Source organism: Nocardioides ferulae (genome assembly GCF_003660455.1).
GTDB lineage: Bacteria > Actinomycetota > Actinomycetes > Propionibacteriales > Nocardioidaceae > Nocardioides > Nocardioides ferulae.
This window is the reverse complement of the sequence record NZ_QZVR01000001.1, coordinates 347,007-367,669: the sequence shown is the minus strand read 5'-3', so window position 1 is coordinate 367,669 and position 20,663 is coordinate 347,007. Positions and strand designations below refer to the sequence as shown.

The window sequence follows — 20,663 nt, the reverse complement described above, 5'->3', positions numbered from 1 at the left end:
ACCATGGCAGGACGTCTGCAAGGCAAGGTCGCCGTCGTCACCGGCGGCTGCTCGGGGATCGGCCTGGCCACGGTGCGCCGGTTCGCCCAGGAGGGCGCCCGGGTGGTGATCGGCGACATCGACGACGCCGCCGGTGAAGCCCTCGTCGACGAGCTCGGCGGCCCGGCCACCGCGACGTACGTCCACGTCGACGTCACCGACAAGGACCAGGTGGAGGTGCTGTTCGCCACCGCCCACCAGGGCTACGGGTCGGTCGACGTCGCGTTCAACAACGCCGGGATCTCCCCACCCGAGGACGACTCGATCCTCGACACCGACCTCGACGCGTGGCGCCGCGTGCAGGAGGTCAACCTGACCAGCGTCTACCTGTGCTGCAAGACCGCGCTGCCCTACATGCTGGAGCAGGGCCGGGGCTCGATCATCAACACCGCCTCGTTCGTCGCGGTGATGGGCGCCGCGACCTCGCAGATCTCCTACTCCGCCTCGAAGGGCGGGGTGCTGTCGATGTCACGTGAGCTCGGCGTGCAGTTCGCCCGCCAGGGGGTGCGGGTCAACGCCTTGTGTCCCGGACCGGTGAACACCCCGCTGCTGCAGGAGCTGTTCGCCAGCGACCCCGATCGGGCCGCGCGCCGGCTCGTGCACGTGCCGATGGGCCGCTTCGCCGAGCCCGAGGAGATCGCGAACGCCGTGCTCTTCCTCGCCTCCGACGAGTCCAGCTTCATCACCGCGAACGCCTTCCTCGTCGACGGCGGCATCTCCGGCGCCTACGTCACCCCCGTGTGAGCCGTCGATGACGGCGCCGGTCATCGGGCTCACCACCTATCGCGAGCAGGCGGCGTGGGGGGTGTGGCACCAGCGCGCCGACCTGCTGCCGACCCAGTACGCCGTCGCGGTCGAGGCCACCGGTGGGCTCCCGGTGCTGCTGCCTCCGGTGGGGCAGGTCGGGGCAGCGGACACGGTGGTGGCCCGGCTCGACGGGCTCGTGGTCAGCGGCGGCGCCGACGTCGACCCCGCCCGTTACGGCGCCGAGCCGCACGCCCGCACCGCCGGCTGGCGCCCGGACCGCGACGCGTGGGAGGCGGCGCTGCTCGACGCCGCCGCGGCGTCCGGCCTGCCGGTGCTCGGTGTGTGCCGCGGCATGCAGCTGATGGCCGTGCACGCGGGCGGCACCCTCGACCAGCACACCCCCGACGTGGTGGGGCACGACGGCCACTCCCCCGGCGGCGACGCGTTCGGGCACGTCGAGGTGCACACCCGAGCCGGCTCCCGGGTCGCCGGGCTGGTCGGCGAGCGCCTCAGGGTCAGCTGCCACCACCACCAGTCGGTGCGCCGACACCCCGGCTTCGTGGCGGCCGCGCGGGCCGACGACGGCACGCTGGAGGCGATCGAGGCGCCGGGTGACCGGTTCTGTGTCGCGGTCCAGTGGCATCCCGAGACCGCCGACGACGTCGGCCTGCTGGCCGGGCTGGTGCGCGCCGCCGCGGCGTACGCCGAGCAGCGGGGTGCGGCGGGAGCCGGTTGAGCCGGTGCCACCCGGCGGCTGAGAGGATCTGCCCATGAGCCAGCAGGTGACCGACGTGCTCGGTGAGCCCTACCTCGCCGAGACCCTCGAGCTCCCCGCGGACGCGGAGGGCGACGTGGTGGCCACGCTGGTCTGCCGCCGTGCCGAGACGCCGACGAACCGGGCGGTGCTGCACGTGCACGGCTTCGCCGACTACTTCTTCCAGACCGAGTACGCCGAGTGGTGGACGCGGCGGGGCTACGACTTCTACGCGCTCGACCTGCGCAAGTACGGCCGGTCGATCCGCGACCACCACACCCCCAACTACGTCACCGACCTGCACGACTACTTCCCCGAGCTCGACGAGGCGTGGCAGCGGGTGGTGCGCCGCGACGGCCACGACCACGTGGTCGTCTCGGCCCACTCGACGGGGGGCCTGACGCTGCCGCTGTGGGTGCACGACCGGCGGCTGCCGGAGCTGGCCGGCATGGTGTTGAACTCGCCGTGGTTCGACCTGCACGGCCACCCGCTGCTGCGCACGGTCGGCACCGCCGCGATCCACGGCGTCGGTCGACACCTGCCGATGCGTGAGATCCCGCGGAGGGTCAGCGGCTTCTACACCCGCAGCCTGCACCGCGACCACGACGGCGAGTGGGAGTTCGACCTGAAGTGGAAGCCGGTCGAGTCGTTCACGGTCTATGCGGGGTGGCTTCGTGCGATCCGGCGCGGGCACGCCGAGCTGCACCGGGGGCTCGACGTGCGGTGTCCGGTGCTGGTGCTCTCGAGCGGCGCGAGCGCGCGCCCGATGGAGATGGGCCCCGAGGTGCACACCCACGACATCGTGCTCGAGGTCGCCGACATCCGCCGCTGGGCGACCGCGGTGGGCCCGCACGTGACCTACGTGGCGGTGCCCGGCGCCCGGCACGACGTCGTGCTCTCCCAGCCCGAGCCCCGCGCGCGCGTCTACGCCGAGCTCGACCGGTGGTGCTCGACGTACGTCGGCTGAGGCGCCGGCTCGACGCCCCCCGACCGGCCCAAGCGCCGACTCGAGGTCGTGCTCAGCGCTGGCGCAGGCCCCGCAGCCCACTGACGACGGCGCCGAGGGCCGGCGCCACGAGGCCGGCCGCGGCCTGCTTGGAGACCTGGCCCTCGCGGGCACCGAGCACCCCGGTGGCGGCATCGGCGGCGTCGACGAGGATGCCGGCCAGCACCAGGTTGCGGCGGGCGCTGCCGGTGGCCAGCAGGGTCAGCGTGCCGAGCACCACCTCGCGCGAGCCGAACAGCCGGGAGAGGTAGGGCAGCTGCGGGTTGGCCGCGGCGTCCAGCTGAAGTGCCTTCGCGGCCAGGTCCGGGCGGGCGAGGGCGACGGCGCCGACCGCGATGCGGCCCAGGGAGAGTCCGGTGACGGGGTTCATGGGCCGGACCCTAGCGAGCCCGTCTCACACCCCGCGCGCGGGTGTCCCAGCAGCGTCGTCGGCCGAGTCGGCGCTACTGCAGACCCAGCCCCCACCGACCCGGCGCACGTGCAGGCGGCCGTCCCTCAGCCGAGCAGGAACGCGACGAGCGCGACCGTGCCCACGAGCACGATGACCGCCCGCAGCACCGGGCCGGGGAGCCGGCGTCCGACGGTGGCCCCGATCTGCCCGCCGATGACCGAGCCGACCCCGATCAGCAGCACCACGAGCCAGTCGACGTCGGCGACGACCGCGAACAGCACCCCCGAGACGGCGTTGACCATGGCGGCCAGGATGTTCTTGGTGGCGTTGAGCCGCTGCAGCGACTCCGAGATGCCGATGCCCATCACCGCCATCAGCAGCACGCCCTGCGCGGCGCCGAAGTAGCCGCCGTACACGCCGGTGAGCAGCACCGCCGGCCACACCCACCAGGCACCGTGCACGGCCCGCTGCTCGCTGACCTCGTCGTGCCGCCGGGCCACCCACGCGGAGATCCGCGGCTGGAAGACCACCAGGACCAGGCCGAGCAGGATCAGCGCCGGCACGATGGCCGCGAAGGCGTCCTCGGGGAGCACCAGGAGCAGCAGTCCGCCGGCCAGGCCGCCGAGCAGCGACGCCGAGGCCAGCCGCACGACCCGGGCCCGCTGGCCGGCCAGCTCCCGACGGTAGCCCCACGCTCCGGAGAGCGAGCCCGGCACCAGGCCGATCGTGTTCGACACGTTCGCGGTCACCGGCGGCACCCCGAACGCCAGCAGGGTCGGGAACGTCACCAGCGTCCCCGACCCCACCACGGTGTTGATCGTGCCGGCTCCCACTCCGGCGAGCAGGATGGCGGCGGCTTCGAGCGTCGTCACGCTCACATCGTCGCGGGCGGCTCCTGCGGAGGCGTCGGCGGGGTCGACCGCGGGGTCGACGGCGGGGCATCGCGCCGCTCGCTGGGACCGGTCGTCGCCGCGGCGGAGGACGCCTCGGCGATCGCGGCCTGCACGGCGGCATGCGCGTCACTGGACGCGCGGTCCCAGCTGGGCCTCTCCGGTTCGCGGGAGCCCATGTCGACCCGGGTGCGCGGGCCCTCGACGTCCTGCGGGATGCCCTGCAGCTGGTTCATCGTCGACCCGAGGCCCTCCAGCGCCTTGCCGATCTCGCTGGGCACGATCCACACCTTGTTGGCGTCGCCCTCGGCGATCTTCGGCATCATCTGGAGGTACTGGTAGGCCAGGAGCGCCTGGTCCGGCTGGCCGTCGTGGATGGCCTGGAACACCGTCTGGATGGCCTGGCCCTCGCCCTGTGCGCGCAGGATCGCCGACTCGCGGTCGGCCTGGGCGCGCAGGATCTGCGACTCCCGGTCGCCCTCGGCGTTGAGGATCGCCGACTGCTTGTTGCCCTCCGCGGTGAGGATCGCGGACTGTCGCTGGCCCTCGGCGGTGAGGATGAGCGCGCGCTTGTCACGGTCGGCGCGCATCTGCTTCTCCATCGCGTCCTTGATCGAGGGCGGCGGGTCGATGCCCTTGATCTCCACCCGGTTGACCCGGATGCCCCACTTGCCGGTGGCCTCGTCGAGCACCCCGCGAAGACCGCTGTTGATCTCCTCGCGGCTGGTCAGCGTCTGCTCGAGGTCCATGCCGCCGACGATGTTGCGCAGCGTGGTCATGGTCAGCTGCTCGACCGCCTGGATGTAGTTGGCGATCTCGTAGGTGGCCGCGACGGGGTCGGTGACCTGGAAGTAGATGACGGTGTCGATGGAGACCACCAGGTTGTCCTCGGTGATCACCGGCTGCGGCGGGAAGCTCACCACCTGCTCGCGCAGGTCGATCAGGTAGCGCACCTTGTCGACGAACGGCACGACGAAGTTCAGACCGGCGGGCAGGGTCTGCTTGTACTTGCCGAACCGCTCGACGATGCCGGCCCGGGCCTGCGGCACGATGCGCACCGTCTTCGCGAGCACGACGACGACGAACAGCAGCGCGAGCGCGAGCAGGACGAGGATGACGACGCCCATGGGTTCTCCTTTGCCTGAGGCGGGTGGTGCAAGCTCGATGGGACGGCCGGAGGAGACTCAGGGCTCCAGCCGCTGGACGGGGTGGACGTAGGCGGTGGCGCCCTTGATCTGCAGCACCTCGACGGTCTCGCCGGCGGCGATGGTCAGCGACTCGTCGTACGGCGCGGCCGACCAGATCTCGCCGGCGAGCTTCACCCGGCCGTGCTCGAGCCCGCTGATCTGCTGGGTCACCAGGCCCTGCTGGCCGACCAGCTTCCCGTGGCCGAGCATCAGTTCGGGGCCGCCGTGCAGCCGCTTGGCCAGCGCTGGGCGGACCACGGCCAGCGTCGCGACCGAGGCCCCCGCGGCGACCAGCACCTGCAGCACCAGCCCGGCCCCGAGCGCGGCCGTGGTCATGCCCGCGATGGCGCCGAAGGCGAGCATCAGCAGGATCAGGTCGAGGCTGAACATCTCGAGCACGCCCAGCGTCATCGCCAGACCGAGCCAGGCCGCCCATGCATGGTCGCTGAGCCAGTCCATGTCCGAAACCCTAGCCCTCGGCCGCGCACGGCGGGGCGGGCCCGGGGGCACTCGGGCCGGATCCACCGATACGCGGCGTGCGCGCAGCAGGCGAAGGTCGGTGGATGCGGCTCAGCGGTGCCGCGTCTGTCTGCGAGCCGCCCAGCGGCCGTCGGTGTGAGTGAGCGCCAAGGGCATCCCGAAGGTGGCCGAGAGGTTCTCCTCGGTGAGGGTGTGGTCCAGCAGCCCACCGGCGACCACCCGCCCCTGCCGCAGCAGGAGAGCGTGGGTGAACCCGGGCGGGATCTCCTCGACGTGGTGCGAGACCAGCACCGTCGCCGGCGACTCGGCGTCCATGGCCAGCACCGACAGCGTCGACACCAGATCCTCCCGGCCGCCGAGGTCGAGCCCCGCCGCCGGCTCGTCGAGCAGCAGCAGCTCGGGGTCGACCATCAAGGCCCGGGCGATCTGCACCCGCTTCCGCTCCCCCTCGCTCAGCGTGCCGAAGGTGCGGTCGGACAGGTGGCCGGCGCCCAGCTCGGTCAGCAATGACGCGGCCCGGTCGTGGTCGAGGTCGTCGTACTCCTCGCGCCAGCGGCCGACCACGCCGTACGACGCGGAGACGACCACGTCGTGCACCCGCTCGCCGCGCGGGATGCGCTCGGCGAGCGCGGCGCTGGTCAGCCCGATGCGCGGGCGCAGCTCGAAGACGTCGACGGTCCCGAGGACCTCCTCGAGGATGCCCGCCACGCCGGACGTCGGGTGCAGCTGGGCCGAGGCGACCTGCAGCAGGGTCGTCTTGCCGGCCCCGTTGGGGCCGAGGATCACCCAGCGTTCGTCCTCCTCGACCACCCAGTCGACGCCGTCGAGCAAGGTGGCCTGGCCGCGTCGGACGGTGACACCGGCGAACTCCAGGACTGCGGCCATGCCCGTCACCCTAGCGAGCGACCCGGAGGCCGGCCGCGCGTATCCTCACCGCCCGTGACCGATGCCGCACCCGACGCCCTGCCCGACGCCGGACGTCTCGCCTGGTGGGGCACCGCCTGGCTGCGCGGACACGTGGTCGCCGACCTCATGGTCGACGCGGTGATCGGCGGTGACGCGACCCACACGGTGGTCGGGCTGGCCGCTCTGCTCGGCGGTGACCCGACCGCCGAGCCGGTCGCCGAGCCGCTCGTGACCGGGCTCGGCCGGCTCCGGGTCGAGGGGGCGCGGTCTCTCGGTGCCTCGTTCCCCGTCGAGGGTGACCCGGTGGGGCTGGGTGGGCCCCCGGCCTTCAACCACGCCGCGCTCGAGGAGGGCCGCGCCATCGTGGCGCTGCTCGACGGCGGTCTCGAGGTGGGCGGTGTGGGTCTGGTTCCGGTGCGCACCGGCGCGGCCGTCGCCTGGGTGGCCCACCGGGCCGAGCGCCGGCAGCTGCCCGACGTCGGCGAGGCCGACCGCGCGCTCCGCGCCGCGCTGCTCCAGACCGCCGACGAGCTGGCCGCCCTCGACGTCGCCCGTTGGCGGCCCGAGGTCGCCGACCGGCTGATGGACCTGCGCCACCGCGACCGGCTCACCGCCCCCGAGGGCGTGCCGGCGCGCTGCGTGGAGCTGGCGGCCCGCGGGCTGCAGGCCCTGGAGATCGCCGAGCTCGCGCTCGAGGACGACGGCGGCGCCGTCACGGCGCAAGAGATGGAGCGGCGGCGCTCCGCGCTGGTCCCCCTGGAGCGAGCCGGACGACGGGCGCTCACCGCGGCCTGCTCGCCCGAGGTCTGGCCGCCGGACTGAGCGCCACGGTGCCAGCGATAGCCTTCGGGGCGAGATGACCCAGACCACGTCGCGGCCCGAGACCCTGCTGATCACGCTCACCGGCAAGGACCGGCCGGGCGTGACCTCCTCGATCTTCGCCACGCTCGCCCACGCCGGCGTCGAGGTGGTCGACATCGAGCAGATCGTGCTCCGCGGGCGCCTGATCCTCGGGCTCCTCGTCACCGCGCCGCGCGACTGGCGACGGCTCGCCGAGGAGGTGCACCAGACGGGGCGCACGCTGGGCATGAGCGTCGACGTCGAGCGAGGTGTCGGCGATAACAGCCGCCGCTCCGACGGGCGCTCCCACGTCACGATGATCGGCAGCCCGTTGAGCGCGCGGGCGGTCGCGGCGATCGCCGGGCGGGTCGCCGACCTGGGCGCCAACATCGACCGCATCGAGCGGATGGCGCGCTACCCGGTCACCGCGATCGACCTGCACGTCTCCGGCGTCGACACGGCCGCGCTGCGCACCGCGCTCGCCGCCGAGGCCGCCCAGCACCGCGTCGACCTCGCCGTGCAGCCCGCCACGCTGATGCGGCGCGGCATGCGGCTGATCGTGATGGACGTCGACTCGACCCTGATCCAGGGTGAGGTGATCGAGATGCTCGCCGCACACGCCGGCTGCGAGGCGCAGGTCGCCGAGATCACCGAGGCGGCGATGCGCGGCGAGCTCGACTTCGAGGCCTCGCTGCGGGCCCGGGTCAAGCTGCTGGCCGGCCTGGACGCGGCCGTGCTCGACGAGGTGTACGACGAGATCGTGCTGTCCCCGGGCGCCCGGACGATGGTGCGCACGCTGGCCCGGCTCGGCTATCGCTTCGCGATCGTCTCGGGCGGCTTCAGCCAGATCACCGATCGGCTCGCCGCGGATCTGGGCATCCACTTCGCCCGCGCCAACGAGCTCGAGATCGTCGACGGCACGATCACCGGTGAGATCGTCGGTGCGGTCGTCGACCGGGCCGGCAAGGCCGCCGCCCTGCGCGAGTTCGCCGCCGAGTCGGGGGTGCCCGAGGCCGCGGTGATCGCGATCGGCGACGGCGCCAACGACCTCGACATGCTCAACGCCGCCGGGCTCGGCATCGCCTTCAACGCCAAGCCGGTGGTGCGCGACGCGGCCGACACCTCCGTCAACGTGCCCTACCTCGACACGATCGTCTATCTGCTCGGCATCTCCCGCGAGGAGGTCGAGGCGGCCGACGCCGAGGCCGGCTTCATCACTCCCGCTCCCCCGCTCTGACCCCGACCCGCCATTCGTGGTCGGTGGATCCGCGCTGACCCGCCATTCGTGGTCGGTGGATCCACGCTGACCCGCCACTCGTGGTCGGTGGATCCACGCTGACCTGCCACTCGTGGTCGGTGGATCCACGCTGACCCGTCACTCGTGGTCGGTGGGTCCACGCTGACCCGCCACTCATGGTCGGTGGGTCCGCGCTGACCCGCCACTCGTGGTCGGTGGATCCACGCTGACCCGCCACTCATGGTCGGTGGATCCACGCTGACCCGCCACTCATGGTCGGTGGGTCCGCGCTGACCCGCCACTCGTGGTCGGTGGGTCCGCGCTGACCTGCCATCTCAGGGTGTGCCGTCGACCGTCCGGCCCCGGGACGGCACGCGGGAGGTTGTCCCCGTCCCACCACCGCAAACGGCAGGTCACCGACCTCCCGACCACCACAAACGGCAGGTCACCGGCCTCCCGACCACCACGAGCGGCAGGTCAGCGCCCAGACAACCACCAAAGGTGACGGGTCAGCCGCGCGGCACGTGGAAGGCAGTCAGACTCGCCGAGCCCGACCCGAGGTCGGCCCAAGGACCCTCGAGGCGGAACACGCTGATCGCCCCGGTCGGATAGCCCATCGCCAGCTGGTTGCCGGCCTCGGCGTCGCCTTCGCCGTCGTCGAGCAACTGGGCCAGCAGGGCGACGGTCGGGTTGTGCCCCAAGAGCAGCAACGTCGAGACCTCGTCGGGCACCGCCCGCACGAGATCGAGCGCGCTCTCCGGCCCGGCGGAGTAGAGGCCACGGTCGAGGTCGGGGGTGAGCTCCCAGCCGGCGCCGTGCGCGAGGCGCGCCCAGGTCTCGCTGGCGCGGGCGGCCGCCGAGACCAGCGCGTGGTCGACGACGGTGCCGTGCGCGCGCAGCCACTGGCCGGCGGCCTGAGCGTCGCGGCGTCCGCGGTCGGTGAGCCGCCGCTCGAAGTCGCTGGCCGCGGTGTCCTCGGCCTGGGCGTGCCGCATCACCACGATCACCCGCGACTGTGGCTGCTGCACGGGATCCAGTTTCTCAGTCGCGGCCACGGGATCCGGCGCCGGGTCGGTCATCGGGCGTGTCGGGCCGGTCAGGCGCCCATGGCGTGGAAGCCGCCGTCGACGTGCACGATCTCACCCGTCGTGGCCGGGAAGAAGTCCGACAGCAGCGCGCAGACCGCTCGTGCGGTGGGCTCCTGGTCGGTGTTGTCCCACCCCAGCGGCGACCGGCTCGACCACATCGCGTCGAGCTCCTCGAAGCCGGGGATGGCCTTGGCTGCGAGCGTGCGCAGGGGCCCGGCCGAGACCAGGTTCACCCGCACCCCCTCCGGTCCGAGGTCGCGAGCGAGGTAGCGGGCGCAGGACTCCAGCCCGGCCTTCGCCACGCCCATCCAGTCGTAGGCGGGCCAGGCCACCGTGGCGTCGAAGGTGAGCCCGACGACGCCCGACCCGGGCGTGAGCAGGGGACGGCAGGCGGTCGCCAGCGACTTCAGGGAGTACGCCGAGACCTGGACCGCCTGGGCCACGTCGGGCCAGGGGCCGTCGAGGAACCTGCCGCCGAGCAGCGTCTCGGGGTTGCCGTAGGCGATCGAGTGCACGACGCCGTCGAGGCCGTCGACATGCTCGCGCACCAGATCGGGGAGGCGGCCCAGGTGCTCCTCGTCGGTCACGTCGAGCTCGAGCACCGGCGGCTCGACGGGGAGCCGCTTGGCGATCCGGCGGGTGATGCCGAGCGCCCGCCCGAAGTTGGAGATCAGCACCGTCGCGCCCTGCTCCTGCGCGACCTTCGCGGTCGCGAAGCCGATCGAGGAGTCCATGGTCACGCCGGCGACCAGGATCCGCTTGCCCTCGAGGATGCCCATGCTCGTCTCCCTCTGCTCCCTCTGTCTGTGGTCGATGGTCGGGAGCGCTCGCGCTCCCCGCTGCGAGCGCTAGTGGCCCATGCCGAGCCCGCCGTCGACCGGGATCACCGCGCCGGTGACGTAGCCGCCGCCCTCCCCGGCGAGCCAGGTGACCGCGGCGGCCACCTCGCCCGGCGCGGCGTAGCGGCCCAGCGGCACCTGCGCCTTGATGGCGGCGCGCTGGTCGTCGGTGAGCACCGCGGTCATGTCGGTCTCGACGAAGCCGGGGGCGACCACGTTCGCGGTGATCGAGCGCGAGCCCAGCTCGCGCGCCAACGACCGGGCCATGCCGACCAGGCCCGCCTTGGAGGCCGCGTAGTTGACCTGACCGGCCGAGCCGAGCAGCCCCACGACGGAGGAGATGAACACGATCCGGCCCCGGCGCAGCCGCAGCATGCCCTTGGCGGCGCGTTTGGCGACCCGGAACGAGCCGGTGAGGTTGGTCTCGACGACGCTCGACCAGTCCTCCTCCGACATCCGCAGGACGAGCGTGTCGGCGGTGATGCCGGCGTTGGCGACCAGCACCTCCACCGGGCCGTGCGCGGCCTCGACCTCGGCGAAGGCGGCCTCGACGGACCCGGGGTCGGTGACGTCGCAGCGTACGTCGAGGGCGCCGTCGGGTGCGCCGCCGCTGCGGGTGGTGACCGCGACCCGGTCGCCCTGGGCCAGGAACGCCTCGGCGACCGCCCGGCCGATGCCGCGGTTGCCGCCGGTGACCAGCACCGAGCGGCCGTGCGGTGCTTCGGGGCTCGTCGGGGGTGTCGTCTCGCTCACGTTCGGTGACGCTAGCGATTACCGCAGGGTACGCCGAACGCGCGCGCCGGGCGCCCGGGTCACGGCCGCCGGCGCCGGCTCACTCGTGGGTGCTCACTCGTCGTCCTCGAGCCGGAAGCCGACCTTCATGCCGACCTGGAAGTGCTCGACCTCGCCGTCCTTGATCTGGCCACGGACCTGGGTGACCTCGAACCAGTCGAGGTGGCGCAGCGTCTGGCTGGCCCGCGACAGGCCGTTGCGGATCGCGGCGTCGACGCCGTCGGGCGAGGTGCCGACGATCTCGGTGACGCGGTAGGTGCGGTTGGTCATGGTGGTCTCCGTCGGCTGCTGGGGTGGGAGCCCGATCGTAGCCACGGGGGCCGACGTACGATGGCACCCATGGCCCGCGACCAGCGCCGGGACGACGCCATCCGCATCACGACCGCGGCGTCGAGCCGCAACGACAGCATTGCCGCGCGGCAGCGCCGCTACGTGTGGTCGATGATGCTGCGCACCGCGTGCTTCGTGGGGGCCGTGGTCGCCGGCGCCGGGTTCGGGCTGTGGTGGCTGTGCTGGATCCTGATCGTGGGCGCGGTGGGGCTGCCCTACGTCGCGGTGGTCGTCGCGAACGTGCACTTCCATGGCACCGACGCGGTCGACCTGCCCGACACCGCCTACCGGCCCGAGCTCGGGGCGACAGGTCCCGTCGGCGGCCCGGCAGACACCCGGGCAGACACCCCGGCAGACACCCCGGTCGAGCATGCGGCGGAGCCGCGCGCGGGGCATCGATGACCGCGGCCGAGGGCGAGGGGCCCGAGGTGGCGGTCTGCTCCGCGAAGGGGTGTCAGGCGCCGGCCACCTGGCAGCTGCTGTGGAACAACCCGAAGCTGCACACCCCCGACCGACGCAAGGTGTGGCTGGCCTGCGACGACCACCGTGAGTCGCTCTCGGACTTCCTGGGTGCCCGGGGCTTCCTCAAGGACGTCGTCGCGCACGGCGGTTGACCGCGACCGGTCACTGATTCACGCCGTTCGTCGGCGTGTCGGGGAACGATCGACTCCTCGAGCCGCATCGCTCACCATCGACGTCCCCGCTGACGCGGTGGACGGTCTCGACACGCTCCGTCAGCCGCCGATGGCCGACATCGGCCGGTCCGGCTGCAGGAAGGTCGGGTCGTCGATGCCGTGGCCGGCGGCCTTGCCGCGCATCGCGACCACCCAGCGCTCGGCGATCTCGTCGTCGGACGCGCCGGCGCGCAGCGCACCACGCAGGTCGGACTCCTCGCGGGCGAACAGGCAGTTGCGCACCTGGCCGTCGGCGGTGAGCCGCACCCGGTCGCAGTCGCCGCAGAACGGCCGGGTCACCGACCCGATGACGCCGACGGTGGCCGGGCCGCCGTCGACGAGGAACAGCTCGGCGGGGGCGCTCCCCCGCGGCTCGGTCGCCGGCGCGAGGTCGAACTCGCGCTCCAGCCCGGCCAGGATCTCGTCGGCGGTGATCATCGTCTCGCGCGACCAGCCGTGCTGGGCGTCGAGCGGCATCTGCTCGATGAACCGCAGCTGATAGCCGCGCGCCAGGCACCAGCGCAGCAGCTCGGGGCCCTGGTCGTGGTTGAGACCACGCAGCAGCACCGCGTTCACCTTCACCGGCCCCAGGCCCGCCTCGTGCGCGGCAGCCAGGCCGTCGACCACGTCGCCCAGCCGGTCACGGCGGGTGATCGCGGCGAACGTCTCGGCGCGGACCGTGTCGAGGCTGACGTTGACCCGGTCGAGCCCGGCCTCGGCGAGCCCCCGAGCGGTGCGGGTGAGCCCCAGGGCGTTGGTGGTCAGCGAGATCTCGACCTCGGGCCCGACCTCGCGGGTGCGCCGCACGATGTCGACGAGCCCGCGGCGTACCAGGGGCTCGCCACCGGTGAACCGGACCTCGCGGATGCCCAGCTGTCGGACGCCGATGCCGATCAGCCGGACCACCTCGTCGTCGGTGAGCACGGAGTCGTCGGGCAGCCAGTCCAGGCCCTCGGGCGGCATGCAGTAGGAGCAGCGCAGGTTGCAGCGGTCGGTGAGAGAGACCCGAAGGTCGCTCGCCACCCTGCCGTAGCGGTCCTCCAGCAGCCGAGTCGTCACCGCGCCAGCATAGGCGCCCGCCCCTCACATCGGGCATCCCCCGTGCGCCGGATAACCTCGAGCGGTGCGCTCCCTGGGTTTCCTGCTCAGCCGGCGCTGGGCCCTGTTCGCGGTCGCGATCGGTGTCGTGGCCTACGGCACCTGGTGGCTCGGCGAGTGGCAGTTCGGCCGTCTCGAGGACCGCAAGGCCGACAACGCGGTGATCCGGGCGAACGAGGACAAGCCCCCCGCGCCCGTCGCCGAGGTGCTCGCGCCCGGCGAGCCGGTCTCCGAGGACGACGAGTGGCGGGTCGTCTCCGCCACCGGCAGCTACGCGCCCGAGGACACCGTCATCGTGCGCTACCGCACCCGCGACAGCGCCTCGGGCATCGACGTCGTGGTGCCGCTGGTGACCACCGACGGCACCACCCTGCTGGTCGACCGCGGCTGGCTGGCCACCGACAACCGCGGTGGCGACGAGGCCGACATCCCCGATCCCCCGGCCGGCGAGGTCACCGTGACCGGCTACGTCCGCGCCGACGGCACCGGGGCCAGCACCGAGGTCGACGACATGTCCACCCGGGCGGTGAACAGCGAGGTCATCGGCGAGGCCATCGGCCGCGAGGTGTTCACCGGGTGGGTCGAGCTGCGCTCGGAGGACCCACCCCCGGCGCAGCCGCTCGAGCCGGTCGAGCTGCCCGAGCTCGACAACGGCCCGCACTTCTTCTACGGGCTGCAGTGGTGGTTCTTCGGTGTCTTGGGCCTCGGCGGCTTCGGCTATCTGATCTGGGACGAGTGGCGTCGTACGACGGGTCGCAAGCGGGGCAGGCCGGCGCCGGGTCAGAGCACCCGCAGCATGCCGCCGTCGACCGGGAGCATCACACCGGAAACGAACGAGGCGGCCGGCGAGAGCAGGAAGGCCGCCACCCGGCCGAACTCCTCGGGCTCGCCGTAGCGGCCCAGGGGGATCGTGGCGATCGCCCGGGCCCGGGAGGCAGCCGCGTCGCCGGTGGCGGCGTCGAGCTCGTCGATGCGCTCGGTGGCGATGCGTCCGGGCAGCAGCCCGTTGACGCGGACGCCGCGCGGGCCGAGCTCGTCGGCGAGGGTCTTGGCGACCATCGCGAGGCCGGGGCGCAGCCCGTTGGAGATCGCGAGGTCGGCGATGGGGGCTCGGACGCTGGAGGAGAGCACCAGCGCCAGGGAGCCGCCGTCGCCCAGCTCGGCCCCGATCTCGCGGCACAGCCGCACCGCGCCCAGGAAGACGCTGTGGAACGCGGAGGTCCACTGCTCGTCGGTGGCCGCGGTCACCGGTCCGGGCGGCGGGCCGCCGACGCTGACCAGGGCGCCGTCGAGGCGTCCCCACCGCTCCCGGGCGGCGGCGATCAGCCGGCCGGGGGTGGCCGGGTCGGCGTTGTCGGCGACGACGGTGGTCACCGCGTCGCCGAGGGAGTCCTGGGCCGCGGCGAGCGACGCGGCGGAGCGCCCGGAGACCACCACCCGCGCGCCCTCGACGACCAGCCGCTCGACGGTGGCCCGGCCGAGCCCGCGAGCCCCTCCGGTGACGACGTAGACACGCTCGCGCAGCTGCAGGTCCATGGGGGCGACTCTAGGACGATCAGCTCGTGGTCACTACGGCCGTGTCGTCGATGAACTGGGTGCGGTAGAGGTCGGCGTAGAGCCCGCCGGCGGCCAGCAGCTCGGCGTGGGTGCCGGACTGCACGATCCGGCCCCGGTCGAGCACCAGGATGCGGTCGGCGCCGCGAACCGTGGACAGCCGGTGGGCGATGACGAGTGAAGTGCGGCCCTCGAGCGCGGCGTCGAGGGCCTGCTGCACGGCCGCCTCGGACTCGCTGTCGAGGTGGGCGGTGGCCTCGTCGAGGACGACGATCGCGGGAGCCTTCAGCAGCAGCCGGGCGATCGCGAGCCGCTGCCGCTCCCCGCCCGAGAGCCGGTAGCCACGGTCGCCGACGACCGTGTCGAGCCCGTCGGGCAGTCCGCGCACCAGCGTGGCCACCTGCGCGGCCTCCAGCGCCGCCCAGACCTCGTCGTCGCCGGCCTCGGGGCGGGCGTAGAGCAGGTTGGCCCGGATCGTGTCGTGGAACATGTGGGCGTCCTGGGTGACGTAGCCCACCGCGTCCTCGAGCGACTGCAGCGTCACCTCGCGCACGTCATGCCCTCCGACGCGCACGGCGCCCTCGTCGACGTCGTACAGCCGGGCGACCAGGTGGGTGACCGTGGTCTTGCCGGCACCGGAGGGGCCGACCAGCGCGATCATCTGGCCCGGCTCGGCGTGGAAGGTGATGTCGTGGAGCACCGGGCCGGAGTCACGCGACTCGGTGCGGGCGACCACCTCGAGCGAGGCCAGCGACACCTCGTCGGCGCGTGGGTAGGAGAACGACACATGGTCGAACTCCAGGCTCGCCGCGGACGCCGGCAAGGCCGCGGCGTCGGGCGACTCCTGGATCAACGAGGGCAGGTCGAGCACCTCGAAGACCCGCTCGAAGCTAACCAGGGCGGTCATCACGTCGATGCGCACGTTGGAGAGCCCCTGCAGCGGGCCGAGCAGCCGCAGCAGCAGCGTGGCGAGCGCGAGCAGGGTGCCGACGGTGAGTGCGTCGCTGATCGCCAGCTGGCCGCCGACGCCGTAGACAAGCGCGGTCGCGATCGCGGGGACCGCCATCATCGCGGCGGTGAAGATGCGGGTGACCAGCGAGATCCGGATGCCGAGGTCGCGCACGACCGCCGCCTTGGTCGCGAAGAGCCGGTCCTCGTCGGCGCGGCGTCCGAAGAGCTTGAGCAGCATCGCGCCGCCGACGTTGAACCGCTCGGTCATCGCGTTGCCGAGGTCGGCGTTGCCGTCCATCTGCTGCCGGGTGAGCCCGGCCAGGCGGGCGCTGACGAACCGGGAGACCAGCAGCAGGAGCGGGAACAGCGAGAGGCACAGCAGGGTGACCTGCCAGCTGAGCGCGAACATCGCCACCCCGACGACGACCACCGAGATCGAGTTGGAGACGGTGCTGGAGAGCGTCGAGGTGAAGGCGCGCTGGGCGCCGATCACGTCGTTGTTCAGCCGGGAGACCAGGGCCCCGGTCTGGGTGCGGGTGAAGAAGGCCAGCGACTGGCGCTGCACGTGGCCGAAGACCTGGGTGCGCAGGTCGAAGATGAGTCCCTCGCCGATGCGGGAGGAGAGGTAGCCGGTCACCACCGCGAGGAGCGCGTTGAAGACGGCCACCCCCGCCATCGCGAACGCCAGCACGGTGACCAGGCCCCGGTCGCCGTCCAGGATGCCGTCGTCGACGATGCGCTGCACCAGCAGCGGGACGACCACGACCATGGCCGCGTCGACCACGGTGAGCGCGAGGAACGCGGTGATCAACCGCCGGTGGGGCGCGGCGAAGCCGAGGATGCGCTTGACCGTGCCCCGCTCGAGCCGGCTGTTCACCACGCTGCGGTCCTGGCGCATGGTGCGCATCATCGGGCCCATGCCCTGCATGCCGGACACGTCCTCTCCTCTCGCGAAGGCCGGTCAGCCACCGGCCATCAGGGCCGCCACCTCCCGGAACCTGCGGATCTGAGCCTCCCGTTCGAGCCGCCGCTGCTCGTCGAGGGGCCGTTGGTCCGCTCCCAGGAGCAGCGCCTTGGTCTCTCGGACCGCGCCGGGCAGCGCGGCGGTCAAGGCCCCGGCGAGCTCGGCGACGGCGGTCTCCAGGTCGGCGGCCGGCACCGCAGTGTGTGCCAGGCCGATCCGGACTGCCTCCTCCGCACCGACCATGCGTGCGGTGGCGCAGATCTCGAGGGCCCTGGCGTAGCCAACGCACTCGACCAGCGGCTTTGTTCCCGTGAGGTCGGGCACCAGACCGAGCGCGGACTCCTTCATGGAGAACTGCGCATCGTCGCTGACCACCCGCAGGTCGCACGAGAGCGCGAGCTGGAAGCCGGCGCCGATCGCGTAGCCCTGGACGGCCGCGATCGAGACGAACCGCGAGTCGCGCAGCCAGGTGAAGCCGCGCTGGTAGTCGTCGATGGTGGCGGAGAACTCGGCGTCGTCGAGGCGCAGCAGGCCGGCGACCGTCTCGGTGCCGTCGCTGCCGGTGGCGTCGAGCATGGCCCGGTCCAGGCCGGCGGAGAAGCTGTGCCCGGAGCCGCGGAGCACGACGACGCGGACGTCGTCGCCCACCTGCTCCCCCAGCGCGGCGAGCGCCCGCCACATCGTCGGGGTCTGTGCGTTGCGCACCTCGGGTCGGTCCAGGGTCACGGTCGCCACGGCGCCGTTCACGTCGTACCGCAGTCCGGCCGCGGCGAGCTCGTCGGGGGTCATGCCGAGGAGTGTAGGAAGCGCCACCCCCACTCGTCGCCCCGGGCTACCCGTGGGTAACCCGTGGTGGGCTCAGTACGGCGTCGTCCGAGCCACCGCCAGGGCCCGCTTCATCGAGAACGGGTCAGTCTGCATGTGGAGCCACGGCCGGCCGAACCACAGGTAGCCGTCGACGTGCTCCCGGGCCCGACGGCGGTTCTCGGCGCTGAGCCCCCAGCGCTCGGCGGCCACCGCCGTCGTGGGCGGGATGCCGAGCGTGACGCACTTGCGCTCGCGCTTGGTCGCGCACACCTTGGCGTTGTTGGGGTGGGAGCCGCGGGCCTCGCCGAACAGGAACGGCCGGCCGTTCTGGGCGGTGTTGACCACGAAGTGCTTGCCGGGATGCCCGCGCCGGGCGAGCTCGTCGACCACCCTGGCGCCGTGCTCGATGTCGTCGGCCACCGAGACGTAGTGGGTGGCGTTCAGCGCGAACCCGCGGGCGTGCTCGATGCCGCCCCGGACCAGGATGGTCGCCGCGGTCTCGGGGTCGTCCTTGGGCCAGTCGGAGGCCCCGACGTCGATGTAGACACTGCTGTTCGCCGGGCGGCTGAGCTCCTCGGCGGCGTAGGCCACCAGCCGCGACGGCACCTTGGACCCGCCCGGCGCACACAGCGCGAACGGCCCGTCGGGCTGCAGGATGATCGCGGTGTGGGTGTCGTCGATCGCGCTCGCGAAGCGCCGGATCCAGTGCTTGTAGGCACGGCGCTCCTTGCGGGTGGGCAGCCGCTGGCAGGTCTCCTGCTCCCAGGGCACCATCCGGAACACGGTCATCTGGACCAGCACGTCCGGGTCCCCGCCGGTGGAGTTCTCGATGTAGTCGCGGACCTTCCCGGCGATGTCGCGGGCGGGGATCCAGGCGCCGAACCACTTGGCCTTGGGGCGCAGCGCGATCTTGGCCAGCAGCCGCTTCTTCTTGCCGCTGGCGCGCTGGTAGGGCTCCCAGGCCTGTTCCATCGGGCCCTTGTAGACCCCCATCCGGTGGCCGGCCAGCGGGTTGTCCCCGGCCCGCGCGCGACGCTCGTCCGGGGCGCTCGCCTCACTGGCTGAGGGCGCCGTCGACGCTCGGGAGGCGCCGGCCGACGAAGGCGCCGTGGTGAGTACGCCGATCGCGAGCGCCCCGGCGGCGAGCGCGGCGGCCAGGCGGTGCGGGCGGCGCCGGTCACGGCGTGGGTGGTGACTGTTCCCGAGATGCATGTGGTCCTCCTCCGCCGCTCGGTGCCCGGCTGCTGCCCCGAGCATGTCAGGACCGGTCCGGCTGCTCCATCGGCCGGCGGGGCCACCTGCCTGAGCCGAGCGGGCTCGTCCGGCGCCCGAGGCCGGGACTTCACCCGCGCTGTTGGCGCTTCACACGCGCTGCAACCCGTGTGAAGCGCGGGGATCACCGGATATCCGGTGATCCTCCGTCCTCGGCCGCTCGACCCCCGCGACGCCGCGCGGTCAGGCGAGGCTGACCAGGTCGGCGTACTCGGGGCTCCAGAGGTCCTCGACGCCGTCGGGGAGGATCAGCACCCGGTCGGGCTCGAGGGCGTGCACGGCGCCCTCGTCGTGGGTGACCAGGATGATCGCGCCCTCGTAGCTGCGGATCGCGGCCAGCACCTCCTCGCGCGAGGCCGGGTCGAGGTTGTTGGTGGGCTCGTCGAGCAGCAGCACGTTGGCGCTGGAGACCACCAGGCTGGCCAGCGCGAGCCGGGTCTTCTCGCCACCGGAGAGCACCTTCGCCGGCTTGTGCACGTCGTCGCCGGAGAACAGGAACGAGCCGAGCACCGAGCGGGCCTCGGTGTCGGTGAGCTGCGGCGCCGCGCTGTGCATGTTCTCCAGCACCGACCGGCCGGTGTCGAGGGTCTCGTGCTCCTGGGCGTAGTAGCCGACCTTCAGCCCGTGGCCGGGCAGCACCTGCCCGGTGTCGGGCTCGTCGACGCCCGCGAGGATGCGCAGCAGCGTGGTCTTGCCGGCGCCGTTGAGACCGAGGATCACCACCCGCGAGCCCCGGTCGATGGCCAGGTCGACGTCGGTGAAGACCTCCAGCGAGCCGTAGGACTTCGACAGTTCGCGGGCGGTCAGCGGGGTCTTGCCGCAGGGGGCGGGGGCGGGGAACTTGATGTGCGCGACCTTGTCGGCGGCCCGCTCCCCCTCGACGCCGGCGAGCAGCTTCTCGGCCCGCTTCAGCATCGACTGAGCGGCCTGTGCCTTGGTGGCCTTGGCCCGCATCTTGTTGGCCTGGTCGGTGAGCGTCTTGGCCTTGTTCTCGGCGTTCATCCGCTCACGCTTGCGACGCTTCTCGTCGGTCTCGCGCTGCAGCAGGTAGGGCCGCCATCCCATGTTGTAGACGTCGATCACGGCGCGGTTCGCGTCGAGGTGCAGCACCTTCGTGACCGTGTTCTCCAGCAGGCCGGTGTCGTGGCTGATCACGATCAGCCCGCCCTTGTGGCTCTTGAGGAACTCACGCAGCCACACGATCGAGTCGGCGTCGAGGTGGTTGGTCGGCTCGTCGAGGATCAGCGTGTCGGCGCCCGAGAAGAGGATCCGGGCCAGCTCGACCCGGCGCCGCTGTCCGCCGGAGAGCGTCTTGAGCTGCTGGCCCAGGATGCGCTCCTCGATGCCGAGGCTGGAGGCGATCTGCGCGGCCTCGGACTCCGCGGAGTAGCCCCCGCCCGCGTGCAGCTCGGAGTCGGCCCGCGAGTAGCGCTTCATCGCCCGCTCGCGCACCTTGGGGTCGTCGCTGCCCATCTCGGCCTCGGCCTCGCGCAGCCGGCGTACGACGTCGTCGAGGCCGCGGGCGGAGAGGATCCGGTCGCGAGCCAGCACCTCGGGGTCGCCGGTGCGCGGGTCCTGCGGCAGGTAGCCGACGTCGCCGGTGGCGTGCACGGATCCGGCTGCGGGCTGGGCCTCGCCGGAGAGGATCTTGGTCAGCGTGGTCTTGCCGGCGCCGTTGCGACCGACCAGGCCCACCTTGTCGCCGGGCCCGACGCGGAAGCTGACGTTCTCCATGAGGAGTCGCGCGCCGGCACGGACCTCGAGCTGGTGAGCGGTGATCATGAGGTACCTCATCCTAGGTGCGCGCCGGGTCGCGA

23 protein-coding genes are annotated in these 20,663 nt (G+C 72.8%); 8 read left to right on the top strand and 15 right to left on the bottom strand.

All coding sequences use genetic code 11. The features are described from left to right. Window positions 1-3: 3 nt before the first annotated feature. Genes D6B71_RS01785 through D6B71_RS01775 form a run of 3 tightly spaced genes read left to right on the top strand, consistent with a single transcriptional unit; the run spans window position 4 to window position 2,507 of the window. On the top strand, window positions 4-783 hold the full coding sequence (locus tag D6B71_RS01785; RefSeq protein WP_121251387.1) for a 3-oxoacyl-ACP reductase: 780 nt from the start codon (window positions 4-6) through the stop codon (window positions 781-783). A gap of 7 nt (window positions 784-790) precedes the next feature. Further along, on the top strand, window positions 791-1,522 hold the full coding sequence (locus D6B71_RS01780; protein ID WP_121251386.1) for a gamma-glutamyl-gamma-aminobutyrate hydrolase family protein: 732 nt from the start codon (window positions 791-793) through the stop codon (window positions 1,520-1,522). Between the two features lie 34 nt (window positions 1,523-1,556). Beyond that, window positions 1,557-2,507: an alpha/beta hydrolase gene (locus D6B71_RS01775; protein WP_121251384.1), complete on the top strand. Its 951-nt coding sequence runs from the start codon at window positions 1,557-1,559 to the stop codon at window positions 2,505-2,507. A 52-nt stretch (window positions 2,508-2,559) separates the two neighbouring features. Here D6B71_RS01775 and D6B71_RS01770 read toward each other — a convergent pair whose 3' ends face one another. From D6B71_RS01770 to D6B71_RS01750, 5 genes are all read right to left on the bottom strand, one after another. Then, window positions 2,560-2,916 carry a hypothetical protein gene (locus D6B71_RS01770; RefSeq protein WP_121251382.1) on the bottom strand — a complete coding sequence of 119 codons (357 nt, stop codon included), beginning with the start codon at window positions 2,914-2,916 and terminating at the stop codon, window positions 2,560-2,562. A 125-nt stretch (window positions 2,917-3,041) separates the two neighbouring features. Continuing rightward, the gene (locus tag D6B71_RS01765) at window positions 3,042-3,809 is read right to left on the bottom strand and encodes a sulfite exporter TauE/SafE family protein (protein WP_121251380.1); all 768 of its coding nucleotides are present in this window, start codon (window positions 3,807-3,809) and stop codon (window positions 3,042-3,044) included. Between the two features lie 2 nt (window positions 3,810-3,811). Next, window positions 3,812-4,954: an SPFH domain-containing protein gene (locus tag D6B71_RS01760; protein WP_121251378.1), complete on the bottom strand. Its 1,143-nt coding sequence runs from the start codon at window positions 4,952-4,954 to the stop codon at window positions 3,812-3,814. Window positions 4,955-5,011: 57 nt separating this feature from the next. Further along, window positions 5,012-5,473: an NfeD family protein gene (locus D6B71_RS01755; RefSeq protein ID WP_121251376.1), complete on the bottom strand. Its 462-nt coding sequence runs from the start codon at window positions 5,471-5,473 to the stop codon at window positions 5,012-5,014. Between the two features lie 111 nt (window positions 5,474-5,584). Continuing rightward, window positions 5,585-6,379, bottom strand: coding sequence for an ABC transporter ATP-binding protein (locus D6B71_RS01750; RefSeq protein WP_121251375.1), 795 nt, complete (start codon window positions 6,377-6,379; stop codon window positions 5,585-5,587). A gap of 54 nt (window positions 6,380-6,433) precedes the next feature. Between D6B71_RS01750 and D6B71_RS01745 the strand changes: the two genes are divergently transcribed. Together D6B71_RS01745 and serB are read left to right on the top strand one after the other, a co-directional pair. Continuing rightward, complete coding sequence (locus tag D6B71_RS01745; RefSeq protein WP_240640930.1) at window positions 6,434-7,222, top strand: hypothetical protein; 789 nt, start codon at window positions 6,434-6,436, stop codon at window positions 7,220-7,222. Window positions 7,223-7,256: 34 nt separating this feature from the next. Then, window positions 7,257-8,477 carry a phosphoserine phosphatase SerB gene (gene serB, locus D6B71_RS01740; RefSeq protein ID WP_121251373.1) on the top strand — a complete coding sequence of 407 codons (1,221 nt, stop codon included), beginning with the start codon at window positions 7,257-7,259 and terminating at the stop codon, window positions 8,475-8,477. A 509-nt stretch (window positions 8,478-8,986) separates the two neighbouring features. Here serB and D6B71_RS01735 read toward each other — a convergent pair. From D6B71_RS01735 to D6B71_RS01720, 4 genes are all read right to left on the bottom strand, one after another. Next, complete coding sequence (locus D6B71_RS01735; protein WP_240640925.1) at window positions 8,987-9,505, bottom strand: SixA phosphatase family protein; 519 nt, start codon at window positions 9,503-9,505, stop codon at window positions 8,987-8,989. Window positions 9,506-9,573: 68 nt separating this feature from the next. After that, on the bottom strand, window positions 9,574-10,344 hold the full coding sequence (fabI, locus tag D6B71_RS01730; protein WP_121251369.1) for an enoyl-ACP reductase FabI: 771 nt from the start codon (window positions 10,342-10,344) through the stop codon (window positions 9,574-9,576). Window positions 10,345-10,413: 69 nt separating this feature from the next. Then, window positions 10,414-11,157: a 3-oxoacyl-ACP reductase FabG gene (gene fabG, locus D6B71_RS01725; protein ID WP_164519494.1), complete on the bottom strand. Its 744-nt coding sequence runs from the start codon at window positions 11,155-11,157 to the stop codon at window positions 10,414-10,416. Between the two features lie 93 nt (window positions 11,158-11,250). Beyond that, entirely contained in the window at window positions 11,251-11,466 is a 216-nt protein-coding gene (locus tag D6B71_RS01720) for a dodecin (RefSeq protein WP_121251365.1), read from the bottom strand. Between the two features lie 69 nt (window positions 11,467-11,535). On the opposite strand from D6B71_RS01720, the gene D6B71_RS01715 reads away from it, so the two are divergent. Both D6B71_RS01715 and D6B71_RS01710 read left to right on the top strand, forming a co-directional pair. Further along, a complete protein-coding gene (locus D6B71_RS01715; RefSeq protein ID WP_121251363.1) occupies window positions 11,536-11,928 on the top strand; it encodes a DUF3099 domain-containing protein in 393 nt (130 codons plus the stop codon). After that, window positions 11,925-12,140, top strand: a complete 216-nt coding sequence (locus D6B71_RS01710) for an acetone carboxylase (RefSeq protein ID WP_121251361.1) — start codon at window positions 11,925-11,927, stop codon at window positions 12,138-12,140. The genes D6B71_RS01715 and D6B71_RS01710 overlap by 4 nt, the downstream gene beginning before the upstream one ends. Before the next feature lie 120 nt (window positions 12,141-12,260). Here D6B71_RS01710 and moaA read toward each other — a convergent pair whose 3' ends face one another. Further along, a complete protein-coding gene (gene moaA, locus D6B71_RS01705; RefSeq protein ID WP_206051499.1) occupies window positions 12,261-13,259 on the bottom strand; it encodes a GTP 3',8-cyclase MoaA in 999 nt (332 codons plus the stop codon). A gap of 64 nt (window positions 13,260-13,323) precedes the next feature. Here moaA and D6B71_RS01700 point away from each other — a divergent pair, with 64 nt between their 5' ends. Continuing rightward, window positions 13,324-14,193: an SURF1 family cytochrome oxidase biogenesis protein gene (locus tag D6B71_RS01700; protein ID WP_121251359.1), complete on the top strand. Its 870-nt coding sequence runs from the start codon at window positions 13,324-13,326 to the stop codon at window positions 14,191-14,193. Here the strand turns inward: D6B71_RS01700 and D6B71_RS01695 are convergent. The 5 genes from D6B71_RS01695 to D6B71_RS01675 form a co-directional block, all read right to left on the bottom strand. Then, on the bottom strand, window positions 14,079-14,834 hold the full coding sequence (locus tag D6B71_RS01695) for an SDR family oxidoreductase (RefSeq protein WP_121251357.1): 756 nt from the start codon (window positions 14,832-14,834) through the stop codon (window positions 14,079-14,081). The two genes, D6B71_RS01700 and D6B71_RS01695, sit on opposite strands and share 115 nt — an antisense overlap. Before the next feature lie 19 nt (window positions 14,835-14,853). Continuing rightward, a complete protein-coding gene (locus D6B71_RS01690) occupies window positions 14,854-16,731 on the bottom strand; it encodes an ABC transporter ATP-binding protein (protein WP_121251868.1) in 1,878 nt (625 codons plus the stop codon). A 33-nt stretch (window positions 16,732-16,764) separates the two neighbouring features. Beyond that, the gene (locus D6B71_RS01685; RefSeq protein ID WP_121251355.1) at window positions 16,765-17,556 is read right to left on the bottom strand and encodes an enoyl-CoA hydratase/isomerase family protein; all 792 of its coding nucleotides are present in this window, start codon (window positions 17,554-17,556) and stop codon (window positions 16,765-16,767) included. A gap of 69 nt (window positions 17,557-17,625) precedes the next feature. Continuing rightward, on the bottom strand, window positions 17,626-18,786 hold the full coding sequence (locus D6B71_RS01680; RefSeq protein ID WP_164519493.1) for a glycoside hydrolase family 6 protein: 1,161 nt from the start codon (window positions 18,784-18,786) through the stop codon (window positions 17,626-17,628). Window positions 18,787-19,029: 243 nt separating this feature from the next. Beyond that, window positions 19,030-20,628: an ABC-F family ATP-binding cassette domain-containing protein gene (locus D6B71_RS01675; RefSeq protein ID WP_121251352.1), complete on the bottom strand. Its 1,599-nt coding sequence runs from the start codon at window positions 20,626-20,628 to the stop codon at window positions 19,030-19,032. Window positions 20,629-20,663 lie beyond the last annotated feature (35 nt).